Genomic DNA, 14588 nt, shown 5'->3' with positions numbered 1-14588 from the left:
AGCCGACCGGGCGGCGTGCGGGCCCGTCTGCCGGCGCCGGTCAGCTCGGCAGCATCGAGCCGGTCTCCAGGTACCGGGTGTGCCAGCCCAGCGCCTCGGCCAGCAGGTGCGGGGTGTGCCGGCCGTAGGCGCCGCTCTGCGCCCGCTCCACGTAGTCGGCCAGCATCGGCCGGTACTCGGGTGCGGCGCAGTGGTCGATGACCACCTGGGCCCGCCGCCGCGGCGCCAGCCCGCGCAGGTCGGCCAGCCCGTGCTCGGTGACGATCACGTGCACGTCGTGCTCGGTGTGGTCGACGTGGGACACCATCGGGACGATCGAGGAGATCGCACCGCCCTTGGCCGTCGACGGGGTGACGAAGAAGGAGATGAAGGCGTTCCGGGCGAAGTCGCCGGACCCGCCGATGCCGTTCTGGATGCGGCTGCCCATCAGGTGCGTGGAGTTCACGTTGCCGTACAGGTCCGCCTCGATCATCCCGTTCATCGCCAGCACCCCCAGCCGCCGGATGACCTCCGGGTGGTTGCTGATCTCCTGCGGCCGCAGCAGGATCCGGTCGCGGAACTCGCGGGCGTTGGCGTTGAAGTCCTCGACGGCGGTCGGGCTGAGCGAGAAGGCGGTCGCCGAGGCCAGCGCCAGCTTCCCGGACCGCAGCAGGTCGAGCATGCCGTCCTGGATCACCTCGGTGTACGCGGTCAGCTGCTCGTAGCGGCTGTCCTGCAGCCCGGCGAGCACGGCGTTGGCCACGTTCCCCACCCCTGACTGCAGCGGGAGCAGCTGGGGGGGCACCCGGCCGACCGAGACCTCGTGGTCGAGGAACTCGATGAGGTGCCCGGCGATCCGCCGCGCCGTGTCGTCCGGTGCGGCGAAGGCGGTGTTCCGGTCGGGGGAGTCGGTCTCCACGACCGCCACCACCTTCGCCGGGTCCACCCGCAGGTACGGCTCCCCGATCCGGTCACCCGGGTGCACCAGCTGGATCGGCCGGCGGTCCGGGGGCAGGGCGGTGCCGTAGTAGACGTCGTGCATGCCGTCGAGGTCGGCGCTCTGCCAGGAGTTGACCTCGAGGACCACCCGGTCGGCGCGGTCCAGCCAGGTCTTGTTGTTGCCGATCGAGGACGACGGGACCAGGAACCCCTCGCTCGTGATCCCGCTGACCTCCACGACCGCGACGTCCAGCGGTCCGAGGAACCCCTCCCAGGCCAGCTGCGCCACGTGCGAGAGGTGGACGTCGATGTACTCCATCAGGCCGTCGTTGATCTTCTGCCGGCTGACCGGGTCGGACTGGTAGGGCAGCCGCAGCTCGATCCCGTCCGCGGCGGCGAGGGCGCCGTCGAGCTCTGGTGCGGTGGAGGCGCCGGTCCAGACGCTCACCCGGAACGGGTCGCCGGCCTCGTGTGCGGCGGTGATCTCGCGGGCCAGCGCCTGCGGCACCACCTTGGGGTAGCCGGCGCCGGTGAAGCCGCTCATCCCCACGGTGTCGCCGTGCCGGATGTGCTCGACGGCCGCGTCGGCGGACATCACCTTGGCGGCCATCCCGGCGTGCTGGATGCGTCCGGTCCCGGTCATCAGCGGACCTCCTCGTCGGCTGTGCGGTCCACGCACACGACCGCGTCCTGCACCACGTTAGGACCGGGAGCCGCGCCCGGCCGACCGGGGGACGCCGACGGCCCGGACGTCCGACGGCGGGAGCGTGCTCAGCGCGAGGGCGGCGGCGGCCGCGGCCCCGCCCTTCAGCACCGTCCGGCGGGACAGCGGCGTCTCCGTCACCATGCCGAGCACTGTGGCCGCGTCGCGCGCCCGCCACCAGGGGCGGGCGGATGAACGACCGACGTCGCGGGCCGGTCGTTTCACCAGCGGGTCAGCGGGCAGGGGAGGAGGGCAGGCGAGCCGAGCCGGACCGCCCGAGCGCCCCCCGGGAGCGCCGCCGTCCGGCCCCGACCCGCGACCGGTCCGACGACGGGAGTCCCCCATGGCCATCGCCACCATCAACCCCACGACCGGCGAGACGCTGAAGACCTACGAGCCGCTGTCCGACGAGGCGCTCGAGGACGCGCTCGCCCGCGCCGCGACCGCCTACGCGAGCTACCGGCTGACCTCGGTCGAGGACCGGGTCGGCTGGCTCCGGGCGGCTGCCGACGCGCTGGAGGCCGACGTCGACGCCGTCGCCGAGCTGATGACCACCGAGATGGGCAAGACGCTGGCCGCGGCGAAGGCCGAGGCCACCAAGTGCGTCACGGCGCTGCGCTTCTACGCCGAGCACGGGCCGGCCTACCTGGAGCCCGAGCGCAAGGACGCCGGTGCGGTGAACGCGGTCGACGCCTACGTGACCTACCAGCCGCTCGGCGTCGTGCTGGCGATCATGCCGTGGAACTTCCCGCTCTGGCAGGCGATGCGGTTCGCCGCGCCGGCGCTGATGGCCGGCAACGTCGGGCTGCTCAAGCACGCCAGCAACGTGCCCCAGACCGCGCTGTACATGGAGGAGCTGTTCCGCAAGGCGGGCTTCCCCGCCGACGTCTTCCAGACCCTGCTCATCGGCTCGGGCACCATCGAGCGGGTGCTCCGCGACGACCGGGTGACGGCCGCGACCCTCACCGGCAGCGCGCCGGCCGGTCAGTCGGTGGCCTCGATCGCGGGGGACGCGCTCAAGCCCACCGTGCTCGAGCTGGGCGGCAGCGACCCGTTCATCGTGATGCCCTCCGCCGACCTGGAGGCCGCCGCCGGGGTCGCGGTGACCTCGCGCAACCAGAACAACGGGCAGAGCTGCATCGCCGCCAAGCGGTTCTTCGTGCACCGCGACGTCGCCGAGGAGTTCACCCGCGTCTTCGCCGAGAAGATCGGCGCGTTGACCGTGGGCGACCCGATGGACCCCGACACCCAGGTCGGGCCGCTGGCCACCGAGTCCGGCGTCCAGGACGTCGCGGACTACGTCGAGGACGCCGTCGCCAAGGGCGCGACCGTCGTGGTCGGCGGCAAGCGGGTCGACCGGCCCGGCTGGTTCTACGAGCCGACCCTGCTCACCGGGATCACGCCGGAGATGAAGCTGTACGCGGAGGAGGTGTTCGGCCCGGTCGCCGCCCTGTGGACCGTCGACAGCCTCGGCGAGGCCATCGAGATCGCCAACAGCCACCCCTACGGTCTGGGCTCCAACCTGTGGAGCGAGGACGAGGGGGAGCGCGCCCAGTTCGTCCGGGACATCGAGTCCGGCATGGCGTTCGTCAACGGCATGACCACCAGCTACCCGGAGCTCCCGTTCGGCGGGGTCAAGCAGAGCGGCTACGGCCGCGAGCTCACCGAGGTCGGCATGCGGGCGTTCATGAACGCCAAGACCGTGTGGGTCGGTGCCCCCAGCAGCGAGCAGACGGCAGGCGCGACGGCGGGGTCGGCCGCCGAGTGACCACCCGGAGGGGCCATGTCGGCCGACATGGCCCCTCCGGTCGGCTCAGAGGGTGCCCTCGCGGGCGCCCTTCCAGAGGTCGATGCCGCCGTCGACGGCGTGCTGGTCGATCGCGGCCAGCTCCTCCGCGGTGAACTCGAGGTGCTCGGTCGCGGCGACGTTCTGCTCCAGCTGCCGCACGCTGCTGGCACCGATCAGCACCGAGGTGACCCGCGGGTCGCGCAGCGCCCAGGACAGCGCGAGCTGGGCCAGGCTCTGCCCGCGGGACCGGGCGATCTCGTCCAGCGCCCGCACGTGGGTGAGGTACTGCTCGGTGATCATCCCGCGGTCCAGGGACTTGTCCTGGCTCGCGCGGGAGCCCTCGGGGACGCCGTCCAGGTACTTGTCGGTGAGCATGCCCTGGGCCAGCGGGGAGAAGGCGATGCAGCCCGCGCCCACCTCGACGAGGGTGTCCAGCAGGCCCTCGGTCTCGATCCAGCGGTTGAGCATCGAGTAGGACGGCTGGTGGATGAGCAGCGGCGTCCCCAGGTCGGCGAGGATGCGGGCCGCCTCCGCCGTCATCTCCGGGGAGTAGGAGGAGATGCCGACGTACAGCGCCCTACCCGACTGCACCGCCGTGTGCAGCGCGCCCATCGTCTCCTCGAGCGGCGTGGTCGGGTCCGGTCGGTGGCTGTAGAAGACGTCGACGTACTCCAGCCCCATCCGCTGCAGCGACTGGTCGAGGCTGGCCAGCACGTACTTGCGGCCACCGCCGCCCTGGCCGTAGGGGCCGGGCCACATGTCCCAGCCGGCCTTGGAGGAGATGACCAGCTCGTCGCGGTAGGGCCGGAGGTCGGCGGCCAGGTGCCGGCCGAAGTTGGTCTCCGCGGAGCCGTACGGCGGGCCGTAGTTGTTGGCCAGGTCGAAGTGCGTCACGCCCAGGTCGAAGGCCCGGCGGAGGATGTCCCGCTGACGGTCGACGGGGACGTCGTCCCCGAAGTTGTGCCAGAGGCCCAGGCTCACGGCGGGCAGGTCGAGGCCGCTCCGGCCGGTGCGCCGGTACGGCATCGAGTCGTAGCGGGTGCTGTCTGCGCTGTAGGACATGTGCTGATCCTGCCGGGTGGCTCAGTCGCTCCGGCCCGCGGCCTCGACCCGGTCGGCGGAGCCGATCCGGGAGTGCCGGTAGCCGTAGAAGGCGTAGACGAGCAGGCCGAGCACCATCCAGGCGAGGAACCGCAGCCAGGTCTCCACCTCGAGGTTGAGCATGAGGTAGAGGCAGGCGAGCGCGGAGACCACCGGGACGACGGGGGAGAAGGGGACCCTGAACGGCCGGGGCAGGTCCGGGCGGGTGCGGCGCAGCACCGGGACGGCGGCGAACACCAGCACGAAGGCGAACAGGGTGCCGATGCTGACCAGGTTCGCCAGGCTCTCCAGCGGGACGAACGTCGCCATGAGCAGCACGAGGGCGGCGTAGGCCAGGGTCATCCGCACCGGGGTGCCGGTGCGCGGGCTGACCTTGGCGATGCCCGGTGGCAGCAGACCGTCCCGGCCCATCGCGAAGCCGATCCGGCTGACGGTGATCAGGTCGACCAGGATGACCGAGGTCAGCCCGGCGACGGCGGCGATGGAGATCAGCGACGACGCCCAGCCCAGCCCCACCTGGTCGAACGCGTCCGCGATCGGGGCGCCCTCGTCGATGTCGGTGTACTCCACCATCCCGACCACGACGAAGGCCACGCCGATGTAGAGCGCGGTGGCCACGCCGAGCGTGCCGAGCAGGCCGAGCGGGATGTCGCGGGAGGGCTTGCGGGTCTCCTCCGACATGTTGGCGACCGCCTCGAAGCCGGTGTAGGCGAAGAAGACGACGGCGGCGGCGGTGAGCACCCCGCCGATGCCGAACGTGGCGGGCTCCAGCCCGGCGATGACCGAGATGAGCGGCCGGGTGAGGCCGTCGGCCCCCTCCGAGGGCGCGCCCGCCGGGATGAACGGGGTGAGGTTGGCGCCCTTGACGAACCAGATGCCGGCGACGACGACGAACACGCAGATCGCCACCTTGACGACCACGAGCACGGTGGTGACCCGGGCCGACTCCCGGATGCCCAGGACGGCGACCACGGTCAGCACGACGACGATGAACGCCGCGCCGACGTTGACCGTCGCCCCCTCCCCGAACAGCGAGGGCGGCAGGTCGAGCAGGTTGCCGATGTAGGCCGACCAGCCGCGGGCGACCACGGCCGCGCCGAAGGCGAACTCCAGGAACAGGTCCCAGCCGATGATCCAGGCCAGCAGCTCGCCGGTGGTGGCGTAGGCGTAGGAGTAGGCGCTGCCCGCGGTCGGCACGCTGGAGGCGAGCTCGGAGTAGCAGAGCGCCGCCAGCAGCGCGACGACGCCGGCGATCGCGAAGGAGATGACGACGGCCGGGCCGGCGGTGTTGCGGGCCTGGATGCCGGTCAGGGTGAAGATGCCGGTGCCGATCACCACGCCGATGCCGAACCCGATCAGGTGCCGGGCGGTCAGCCGCTTGCGCAGGTGGCCGACGTCCCCGCCGCCGCGGTCGTCCTCCCCGCCGACGTCGGACTGGATGGCCTCGAGCGACTTCGTCCGGAACAGCTGCACCGGAACCCGTTAGGTCCCGATCACCGCCGCCGCCCGGCGGGGGGCGGAGCCCACCGAGCCGGCCGGGACAGCGCCGCCGGCACCCCCGTGGTGTCGTCGCCGACGGCGGCGGTCAGCTGCGGCTGGGTGAGGAAGAAGGCCCCGGCCAGGTCCGCGCCGCGCAGGTCGGCGGCCCGCAGGTCGGCGCCGAGCAGATCGGTCCGCCGCAGGTCCGCCCCCCGCAGGTCGGCGCCGATCAGGTACGCCCCGCGCAGGCTCGCGCCGTGCAGGTCGGCGCCCCGCAGCGGCGCCCCCATCAGGTCGGCGTCGCGGCGGTCGCGGGCCCGGCCGGGGACGTCCCGGCGGGCGGCCTCGCTCACCCGGCCCAGCAGGTCGCCCACCACGCGGCGGTGGGCCCCGGCGTCCAGCGCGGCCAGCTCGTCAGCGCTGCCGGCGGCGAGCGCCTCGACGCCGGCCAGCCGCTGCTCGACCTCGGCGCGCAGCGGGCCCGGTCCCACGAGGGTGCGCGCCTCGCGCAGGTGCCAGAGCAGCTCGGTCAGCTGCCGCATCACCGGGAAGACGACGGCCATCGCCGACGCCCTCGCCGGGTCGTCGCGCCAGTCGGCGCCGCCGAAGACGTCCTGGGTGACCCGCTGGCCGGCACCGAGGCAGTCGAAGACGACGCAGCCGGGGAAGCCGCGCTCGCGGAGCTGGTCGTGCACGCCGCAGCGGGAGTCCGCCAGCAGGTGCAGGCACGGCGTCCCGGCCGGCTTGTCGACGGCGAAGTCGGCGGAGGCGCTGAAGGCCGGCACGACGCAGCAGAGCCCGACGCAGCGGCCGCAGTCGGCCGCCAGGTCGCCGCGGGTGTCGGCCAGACCCGTCATCGCCGGCCGGGGGGAGCGGCGATGAGCTCGCGGAGGGCGGCGACGACCATCCGGTGGTCCTCCACCTGCGGCAGCCCGGACACCACGACGACACCGACCGGGCCGACGTCGCGGACCAGCAGCGGGAAGCCGCCACCGTGCGCCGCGTACAGCTCCGGGTCGAGCCCGGACCCGTCCTCGAACGTCGTCCCCATCTCGCGGAAGCGCTGGCCCACGGCCAGCGAGCTGTGCCCGAACCGGTGCACCGTGCGGGCCTTGCGGGCGATCCACTGGTCGTTGTCCGGCGTCGCCCCGGTCAGCGCGGCGTGGAAGAGCTGGTGGGAGTGCCGGGACACCTCGATCGCGATGGGCAGCTGCTCGGCCTGCCCGCGGGCGACCAGGGCGGAGCCGAGGGCCCAGGCGTCGTCGTTGGTGAACCTGGTCAGCTGCAGCTCCGCCTCCTCGGCGGCGAGCTCGGCGAGAGCCGGGAAGTCGGTCATGGTCGGACCTCGGTGACGTCGAAGGTGCGGGTGGGGGTGACGTACTCGTCCTGCGCGGCGACCAGCAGGATCTCGCGGGACGACGCCTCCGCGGTCAGCCGCAGCAGCCCGAAGACCGACGCGGCGGCCCGGCCGAGCGCCTCGCCGGCGGAGCGGGTGGCCAGCCAGTGCGCCAGGAACAGCGCGGCGATCGCGTCGCCGGCGCCGTTGACCGACACGTCCAGCCGCGGGGTGCGCACCCGGAAGTGCCGGCCGCCCTCGGACGCGAGCAGGTCGACGGCGTCGTCGGGGGTGTCCTCGGTGACCAGCGAGGTGGTGAGCACCACCCGCGGGCCCAGCGCCTGGACCGCGGCGACGGCGTCCTCCACCGCGGCGAGCGAGCGGGTCTCGTGCTGGGACAGCAGGTCGAGCTCGAAGTGGTTCGGCGTCACGATGTCCGCGGCGGGGACGGCGACCTCGCGGAGGAACTCCGGGATGCCGGGTCGGACGAACACCCCCCGCCCGACGTCGCCGATCACCGGGTCGCAGCACCACACCGCGGCCGGGTTGGCCGCGCGCACCTTGCCCACCGAGCCGAGGACGGCGTGCCCGATGTCGGCCGAGCCCAGGTACCCGGACAGGACGGCGTCACAGCTGCCCAGCACGCCGCGGTCCTCGATGCCCTGCACGACCTCCTCGACGGCCTGCCCGTCGAAGACCCGGCCGGTCCACGCGCCGTAGCCGGTGTGGTTGGAGAACTGCACGGTGTGCACCGGCCAGACCTCGACCCCCAGCCGCTGCAGCGGGAAGACCGCCGAGGCGTTGCCGGCGTGCCCGTAGGCCACGTGCGACTGGATGGAGAGGACGTTCACCATGGCGGAACCGTTCCACACCGTCCGACGGCGCCGTCCGACGAGTCCCCGGGTGTGACGGTTGACACAGCTGTGCCCGCGCGGGTACTCCTGGGCGCCCGCGGTGCGGACCTGCGCACGGCCCACGACGAGGACCCCATGAGCGCAGCCGAGCTCCCCGCCTCCCCTCCTGCCTCCTCCGCGACCTTGGACACCGACGTCCTGGTGGTCGGCTCCGGTCCGGCCGGTGCGTCCGCAGCGCTGTTCCTCGCCACGTACGGCACCCGCACCCTGCTGATCACGAAGTACGGACGGCTCTCCGACACCCCTCGGGCGCACATCACCAACCAGCGCACGATGGAGGCGCTGCGCGACATGGGCGTGGAGGAGACGCTGATGGCGCTGGCCACGCCCTGGGAGTCGATGGGCAACACCACGTTCTGCACCAGCCTTGCCGGTGAGGAGCTGGGCCGGATCCCCTCCTGGGGCACCGACACCGTGCGGCACGCCGACTACGAGCTGCAGAGCCCGTGCACGATGCTCGACGCCCCGCAGACCATCACCGAGCCGGTCATGGTGCAGGCCGCCCAGGAGCGCGGTGCCCGGATCCGGTTCGACACCGAGTACCTGAGCCACGTGCAGGACGACGAAGGGGTCACCACCAGCGTCCGCGACCGGCTGACCGGTGCGGAGCACACGATCCGCTCCCGGTACCTGATCGGCGCCGACGGTGCGCGGAGCGCGGTCGCCGCCGACCTGGACCTGCCGTTCGAGGGCCCCGGCGCGGTGGCCGGGGCGATGAGCATCGTCTTCGAGGCCGATCTGACCCACCTGGTGGCCCACCGCCCGTCGGTCCTCTACTGGATGCTCCAGCCGGGTGCCGAGCGGGAGGGCGTCGGCCTGGGCGTGCTGCGGATGATCAAGCCCTGGACCGAGTGGATGCTCATGTGGGGCTACGAGGTGGCTGCCGGCCCGCCGACGTTCACCGACGAGGTGGTCCGCGAGCTGGCCGTGGCCCTGGTCGGCACCGAGGACTTCGAGATGCGGGTGCGGTCGGCCTCGCCGTGGACGGTGAACCACCACTTCGCCACCACGATCGCCCGCGGTCGGGTGTTCTGCGCCGGCGATGCGGTGCACCGGCACCCGCCGACCAACGGGCTGGGCTCGAACACGTCGATCCAGGACGCCTACAACCTGGCGTGGAAGCTGGCGCACGTCGTCGCCGGCACTGCCGGTCCGGCGCTGCTGGACAGCTACGACGCCGAGCGGGCGCCGATCGCCCGGCAGATCGTGGAGCGGGCCAACCAGAGCATCGCCGACACCGGCCGGATCCTCACCGCACTGGACCTCTCCGACACGACCGACGTCGACAAGCTCGAGGCGGCGCTGGCGCTGCGCAAGGCCCCGGGGCCCGAGGGGGAGGCGGTGCGCGCCGCACTGCGCGAGGCCATCGCCTACAAGGCGCACGAGTTCGCCGCGCACGGCGTCGAGCACAACCAGCGGTACGCGTCCTCGGCGGTGGTGCCCGACGGCACCCCGATGCCGGAGTACCGCCGCGACCCGACGCTGTACGCCCAGCCGACGACCTGGCCCGGTGCCAAGCTGCCGCACACCTGGGTGACCCGGGCCGGGCACCGGGTGTCCACCCTGGACCTGGCCGGCCGCGGCTCCTTCACCGTGGTCACCGGGATCGGTGGTGCGGCCTGGCTGGCGGCGGCCGCCGAGCTCGCGTCGACGTGGGGACTGACGATCACGCCGGTCTCGATCGGGCCAGGCGAACCGATCGAGGACCCCTACGGCAGCTGGGCCGAGCTGCGGGAGATCGGTGACGCCGGGGTGCTCCTGGTGCGCCCGGACCTCTACGTCGCAGGCCGGCACGCCGGCGCCCCGGCCTCGGCGGCGGAGGCCCGGACCTGGTTGGCCGACGTCCTCGGCGCCGTCCTGGACCGCCGCTGAGCCGAGCGGTCAGCCGCGGGGCTGGACCTCGCCCATCGGGCCCCAGCCGGAGAGGTCGGGGGAGTCGACGTACATGATCGACGGGGTCGCCGAGACCCAGTCCGGCATCTCGCCGATCGCCTTGGTGAAGTGGTCGGAGGCGGTGTGCACGGAGCCGGCCTCGGCGTCCCGGAAGCCCTCGACGAGGACCCAGGTGTGCGGCTCCTCGACGCTGCGGGACCACTCGAAGAAGACGTTGCCCGGCTCGGTCCGGACGGCCTCGGTGAACTCGCGGACCAGCTCCGGCCACCGGTCGTCGAACTCGGGACGGACGGGCCACTTCACGACGATGAGGATCACCGGCTCAGCCTAGGGTCGGGCGCCCGGCGGTGCGGGCGGCGGCGACCTGCGGCCCGGCCGCTCTGAGCCACTCGTCCAGCGGGCCGGGGGAGTCCCACGCCTTGTCGATGAGGTACAGGCCCTTCGTCGGGGTGGTGGCGCCGAGCTCGACCAGCACCGGCTTGAGCAGCAGGTCCGGCGCCAGCGCGTGCCCCGGGCCGCCACCGAGCATCAACGGGACGGCGACCACCCCGGCGAGGTCACCGGTGCCGACCTGGTCGAGGAACAACTTGAGCAGCCCGGTGTAGGTCGCCTTGTAGGTCGGGCTGGCGACGACGGCGACCTCGGCCTCCCGCAGCGCGGTCACCGCGTCGGCGACGTCCGGGTCGCCCCAGCCCAGCAGACCGGCGCCGAGGTCGATGACGTCGACGACCCGGTCCGGCGGGGCGCCGGTCAGCCGCTCCACGACGAGCTCGGCGGCCGACCGGGTGCGCGAGCGGGGCTTGGGGTTGCCGACGACGGCGATGGTGCTCACGCCGCGGATCCCACCATGTCGATGCAGTTCGACGGCAGACGCGTCGTCTGCCCGCAGGCGCATCCTGGGGAGCCCGTACATCCCGAACGAGGACAGCGTCCGGGGCTTCGTCGTCGACGTCGCCACCGGCCGGCTCAGAGAGGTGGCCTGACCATGACCGTCGTCGAGACCGACACGTTCGCGCAGCAGTGGGAGCGGTGGCACGCCGAGCACGAGCGGGTGCGCGCCGACCCGCACGGGTTCCTGGCGATCACCGGGCTGCACTGGCTGACCGGGGAGCCCCAGCGGTTCCCGGACGCGCCGGGGGAGTGGTGGACCGGCGACGGCGGCCCGGTGGTCCGGCTCGCCGACGGTGAGGAGCTCGTCGTCGACGGGGCGCCGGTGCGCGGTGAGCACGCCTTCGGCGTCATCCCGGAGCGCGGCGGGGTGACCGTGGGCTCCGGCGAGGCGGTGATCGAGGTCGCGCGGCGCGGGGGCTCGGACGTCGTCCGGCCGCGGCACCCGGACAACCCGGTGCTGCAGGGCCACCTGGGGACGCCGGCCTACCCGGCGGACCCGCGCTGGACGGTGACCGGGCGCTACCTGCCGTTCGACGAGCCGCGGCCGACCACCGTCGGCGCGGTCGTCGAGGGGCTGCAGCACGTGTACGACGCCCCGGGACGGATCGAGTTCGAGCTCGACGGGCAGTCGCTGTCGCTGACCGCCTTCAACGGTGCGACCGCGGGCAGCCTGTTCGTGCTGTTCACCGACGAGACCTCGGGCGTCACCACCTACGCGGCCAACCGGTCGCTGAAGGTCGACCCGCCGGACGCCGAAGGCACCGTGGTCCTGGACTTCAACCGGGCCACCAACCTGCCCTGCGCCTACACGGAGTTCGCGACCTGCCCGCTGCCGCCGGAGGGGAACCACCTGCCGATCGCCGTCGAGGCGGGGGAGAAGAAGCCGGTCGGCTGAGCGAGCCGTCATCAGAACGGTGGCGGGTCGTCGGCCGGGGGATCCACCCCGGGGTGGCGGCCCGTCGCTGCGTCCGGGCATTGGGTCGTCGTCGGCGAGACCTCCGGGGTGGGTGACGAGCACCTGGCCGGTCGGGGTGGTGAAGCGCAGGGCGCCGTCGGCCAGGGCGTGCAGCTGCCAGCCGGGTGCCTGGTGGACGAGCCGGTGATGGTGGCGGCACAGGCAGCAGAGGTTCTCGGCCGAGGTGTCGCCGAGCGGCCAGCGGGTGAGGTGGTGCTGGTCGCAGCCCCGCCCGGGGCGACGGCAGCCGGGGAACCGGCAGCGGCGGTCGCGGAGCTGGACGTGGCGGCGCAGGGCGTCGGTGGGTGCGTAGCGGTGGGTCGGTGAGGGCAGCCCGAGTGCCTGGCCGGCGCGGAGTCCGGCGGCATCGGTCAACGCGAGCAGCTGGCCGGTGAGCTCGTCGACCACGGCGATGTGCGGCCGGTGGGCGAGTGCGGTGCCGCTGAGCGTGCGGGCGTCGAGCAGGCCGGTGAGTCCGGCGGCCACGGCCCTCGCGGCGTGGGCTGCCTCGGTCGGCTCGGCGGTCGGCTCGGCGGTCGGCTGGGCATCGTGCGGGTCCCCGGTGCGCTCGGCGTCGGCGGGACGTGCGGTGCCGGACGGGTCGTCGACCGCCGTGACCGCGTCCACTGCGTGAGCGGGCAGCAGGCCGAGCGCGCGGGCGAGGGCGCGGACGGTCCCGGCGGGGACGACCTCACCCGCGATCTCGCCGGGGTCGTCGCCGCCGAGCAGGGTGCGCACGGTGGCGATGATGGTCAGCTGAGCCTGGACCGGGGCGAGCCCGTGGGCGCCGGGCCGCAGCACCAGGTCGACGAGGCAGTCGGCCATGCGCTGCTGCCGGGTGCGTTGGTCCCCGGGTGCCTGTGCGGCGTCGGCGTACTGCCGCAGGGCGTCCTGCACCGCGCGGAGGACGGGCAGCGGCAGGTCGGTCAGGCACAGCGTGCCCAGTCCGTCACCGGTGGGGTGGAGCTGGACACCGCGCTCGCGCAGGGCGGTCTGGACCCGGCGGCCGATGGCCTGACCGTCGAGTCGCTGCACCACCCGGTGCGCGGCGGTGCGCAGCTGGGTGGGGGTCTTGTGCCCGAGCCGGGCCAGCACCCGCGCCTCCGCCTCGGCCCGGTGCTCGTCGTCGAGGGGAGCGACCACCTGGCAGAGGGCGGTGGCGTGCTCCCAGGTCAGCTCACCGGCGGCCAGGGCGTCGAGCGTGGCGGGCAGCAGGTCGACCAGCTGCAGCGACTGGACCATCCACGCCTGCGCCCTCGCGGAGGTGACGGACAGGGCGGTGGCCACCTCGTCGACGGCCCACTCGCTGACGGTGGCCAGGACCGGGGGTCGGGCCGCGCGGGTGGCTGCGGCGGCGGCACCGATCTCGGTGTCGGGCCGGTCGTTCGACGACGGGCGGGACCGGCAGAAGTCGACGATCCAGCGAGCCCGCCGGGCCTCAGCGGCCCCGATGGCCCGCTGCTCGTCGCGGAGCATGTCCAGGAGCAGCCCGCCGGCCTCGAGCGAAGCACCCCACGGCGCGAAGAGCTCGTCCGGCCCGGGGACGGACGATGTGCCACTCGGCGCCTCGTCGGTCGGGGTGGCCTCGTGGTCCCCGATCAGCGACCAGCCGGGTTCGCCGCACATGTCCTGGACGCGGGCGCCGGCCGCCAGCAACCGAGCCGCCGAGGGATGGGTGAGCATCCGGGCCACGGCCGCCGTGAAGGCCGGATCGCGAGGCCACCCGGCGACCGCATCGACGTCGAACACGTGTTCGAGAACACCGGAACAGTGGCGCGCTGACCAGCGCAGATGCCACCTGTGGACAGTCCACCACGGTCAGGTGGGAGCCGGGGTCGAGCGGTGTCAGGACGCCACCTGCGGGTTGACCACCGGCTCGTCGGCGGCCTCGTCGGAGAGGCCCTACCGGAAGAGGGTGGCGGCGTAGCTGCCGTGGTCGAAGGCGTGCGGCAGTCCCGCCTGGACCGCGTCGACCGTCAGCTGCTCGTACGGGTCGTCGGGGTGGGGGAGGGCTGGGTCGCGAGCGCGGTCACGGCAGTTCTCTCTCGAAGGCGTAGAGGCGCTGGTCGACCGGCAGGGCGCGCAGCGTCTCGGTGTCGGTGGGGCGAGGCACCGCCGGGTCGAACAGCGGCTTCCAGCCGGCGGCGAGGTAGAGGTCGCGCGCCTCGGGCTGCCGCGGGCCGGTGGTCAGGTGCATCCGGCGGTAGCCGGCCGCGGCGGCCCGCTCCTCCAGCAGGGCGAGCACCCGGCGGGCCAGCCCGCGGCGGCGGTGCGAGGAGGCGGTCCACATCCGCTTGACCTCGGCGGAGCCGGAGGAGTGCCGCATGAAGGCGCCGCCGGCGACCGCGACGTCGTCCTCGACCAGCAGCAGGAACTCGCCGTCCGGGGGCAGGAACGCCTCGGCCGGGTAGCGGGTCAGCTCCTCCGACGCACCGCCGAACAGGTCGCCGTAGCGGGTGTCGTACTCGACGGCGAGGTCGGCGAACAGCGGTGCGGCCAGCGGGTCGTCGGGGTGCACGCGCACCACGTCGAAGGCGTGCGAGGACAGGGACGCGGACATGCGAGAAGGACTCCTGCGCGGAGGGGTGCGCGTACGGGCAGGGCGCGGG

The 14588-nt window shown here is 73.7% G+C and carries 13 protein-coding genes and 1 pseudogene; 3 read left to right on the top strand and 11 right to left on the bottom strand.

What is annotated here, in order from left to right:
• Positions 1–40: 40 nt before the first annotated feature.
• Complete coding sequence (gene scpC, locus FHL80_RS14230) at positions 41–1561, bottom strand: succinyl-CoA:acetate CoA-transferase ScpC (protein ID WP_138734053.1); 1521 nt, start codon at positions 1559–1561, stop codon at positions 41–43.
• A gap of 57 nt (positions 1562–1618) precedes the next feature.
• The gene (locus FHL80_RS25570; RefSeq protein WP_216870726.1) at positions 1619–1765 is read right to left on the bottom strand and encodes a twin-arginine translocation signal domain-containing protein; all 147 of its coding nucleotides are present in this window, start codon (positions 1763–1765) and stop codon (positions 1619–1621) included.
• A 199-nt stretch (positions 1766–1964) separates the two neighbouring features.
• Between FHL80_RS25570 and FHL80_RS14220 the strand changes: the two genes are divergently transcribed.
• Positions 1965–3389 (top strand): NADP-dependent succinic semialdehyde dehydrogenase, encoded by a 1425-nt coding sequence (locus FHL80_RS14220; protein ID WP_138734051.1) that lies wholly within the window; start codon positions 1965–1967, stop codon positions 3387–3389.
• A 45-nt stretch (positions 3390–3434) separates the two neighbouring features.
• Here FHL80_RS14220 and mgrA read toward each other — a convergent pair whose 3' ends face one another.
• From mgrA to pdxY, 5 genes are read right to left on the bottom strand one after another with little or no spacing between them, the layout of a single operon-like run.
• Positions 3435–4472, bottom strand: coding sequence for an L-glyceraldehyde 3-phosphate reductase (gene mgrA / locus FHL80_RS14215; RefSeq protein ID WP_138734050.1), 1038 nt, complete (start codon positions 4470–4472; stop codon positions 3435–3437).
• Between the two features lie 21 nt (positions 4473–4493).
• Positions 4494–5984, bottom strand: coding sequence for an APC family permease (locus tag FHL80_RS14210; protein WP_138734049.1), 1491 nt, complete (start codon positions 5982–5984; stop codon positions 4494–4496).
• A gap of 20 nt (positions 5985–6004) precedes the next feature.
• On the bottom strand, positions 6005–6847 hold the full coding sequence (locus FHL80_RS14205; protein ID WP_138734048.1) for a pentapeptide repeat-containing protein: 843 nt from the start codon (positions 6845–6847) through the stop codon (positions 6005–6007).
• The gene (locus tag FHL80_RS14200) at positions 6844–7326 is read right to left on the bottom strand and encodes a heme-degrading domain-containing protein (RefSeq protein ID WP_138734047.1); all 483 of its coding nucleotides are present in this window, start codon (positions 7324–7326) and stop codon (positions 6844–6846) included. Before FHL80_RS14200 ends, FHL80_RS14205 begins: the two co-directional genes overlap by 4 nt.
• Positions 7323–8180 carry a pyridoxal kinase PdxY gene (pdxY, locus tag FHL80_RS14195; RefSeq protein WP_216870725.1) on the bottom strand — a complete coding sequence of 286 codons (858 nt, stop codon included), beginning with the start codon at positions 8178–8180 and terminating at the stop codon, positions 7323–7325. Before pdxY ends, FHL80_RS14200 begins: the two co-directional genes overlap by 4 nt.
• Before the next feature lie 135 nt (positions 8181–8315).
• On the opposite strand from pdxY, the gene FHL80_RS14190 reads away from it, so the two are divergent.
• Complete coding sequence (locus FHL80_RS14190) at positions 8316–10112, top strand: FAD-dependent oxidoreductase (RefSeq protein WP_138734046.1); 1797 nt, start codon at positions 8316–8318, stop codon at positions 10110–10112.
• Positions 10113–10121: 9 nt separating this feature from the next.
• Here the strand turns inward: FHL80_RS14190 and FHL80_RS14185 are convergent, their stop codons facing one another.
• Both FHL80_RS14185 and FHL80_RS14180 read right to left on the bottom strand, forming a co-directional pair.
• Positions 10122–10451 (bottom strand): putative quinol monooxygenase, encoded by a 330-nt coding sequence (locus FHL80_RS14185; protein WP_138734045.1) that lies wholly within the window; start codon positions 10449–10451, stop codon positions 10122–10124.
• Positions 10452–10455: 4 nt separating this feature from the next.
• Positions 10456–10965 (bottom strand): NADPH-dependent FMN reductase, encoded by a 510-nt coding sequence (locus FHL80_RS14180; protein WP_138734078.1) that lies wholly within the window; start codon positions 10963–10965, stop codon positions 10456–10458.
• A gap of 153 nt (positions 10966–11118) precedes the next feature.
• Between FHL80_RS14180 and FHL80_RS14170 the strand changes: the two genes are divergently transcribed.
• Positions 11119–11919: a DUF1684 domain-containing protein gene (locus FHL80_RS14170; protein WP_138734044.1), complete on the top strand. Its 801-nt coding sequence runs from the start codon at positions 11119–11121 to the stop codon at positions 11917–11919.
• 771 nt (positions 11920–12690) lie between these two features.
• On the opposite strand, the pseudogene FHL80_RS27090 reads toward FHL80_RS14170, so the two are convergent.
• Both FHL80_RS27090 and FHL80_RS14160 read right to left on the bottom strand, forming a co-directional pair.
• A pseudogene (locus FHL80_RS27090) lies at positions 12691–13221 on the bottom strand (DUF222 domain-containing protein); the annotation flags it as partial.
• Positions 13222–14008: 787 nt separating this feature from the next.
• Positions 14009–14539, bottom strand: a complete 531-nt coding sequence (locus FHL80_RS14160; protein WP_138734043.1) for a GNAT family N-acetyltransferase — start codon at positions 14537–14539, stop codon at positions 14009–14011.
• Positions 14540–14588: the final 49 nt, after the last annotated feature.

This window comes from Modestobacter excelsi, from assembly GCF_005930495.1.
GTDB classification, from domain to species: domain Bacteria; phylum Actinomycetota; class Actinomycetes; order Mycobacteriales; family Geodermatophilaceae; genus Modestobacter; species Modestobacter excelsi.
This window is presented reverse-complemented; position numbering and strand designations above follow the sequence as displayed.

Coding starts and splice junctions, on each gene's coding strand:
- scpC (WP_138734053.1), bottom strand. CDS start 1,561: ATGACCGGGACCGGACGCATCCAGCACGCCGGGATGGCCGCCAAGGTG.
- FHL80_RS14190 (WP_138734046.1), top strand. CDS start 8,316: ATGAGCGCAGCCGAGCTCCCCGCCTCCCCTCCTGCCTCCTCCGCGACC.
- FHL80_RS14160 (WP_138734043.1), bottom strand. CDS start 14,539: ATGTCCGCGTCCCTGTCCTCGCACGCCTTCGACGTGGTGCGCGTGCAC.
- mgrA (WP_138734050.1), bottom strand. CDS start 4,472: ATGTCCTACAGCGCAGACAGCACCCGCTACGACTCGATGCCGTACCGG.
- FHL80_RS14200 (WP_138734047.1), bottom strand. CDS start 7,326: ATGACCGACTTCCCGGCTCTCGCCGAGCTCGCCGCCGAGGAGGCGGAG.
- FHL80_RS14220 (WP_138734051.1), top strand. CDS start 1,965: ATGGCCATCGCCACCATCAACCCCACGACCGGCGAGACGCTGAAGACC.
- FHL80_RS25570 (WP_216870726.1), bottom strand. CDS start 1,765: ATGGTGACGGAGACGCCGCTGTCCCGCCGGACGGTGCTGAAGGGCGGG.
- FHL80_RS14170 (WP_138734044.1), top strand. CDS start 11,119: ATGACCGTCGTCGAGACCGACACGTTCGCGCAGCAGTGGGAGCGGTGG.
- FHL80_RS14205 (WP_138734048.1), bottom strand. CDS start 6,847: ATGACGGGTCTGGCCGACACCCGCGGCGACCTGGCGGCCGACTGCGGC.
- pdxY (WP_216870725.1), bottom strand. CDS start 8,180: ATGGTGAACGTCCTCTCCATCCAGTCGCACGTGGCCTACGGGCACGCC.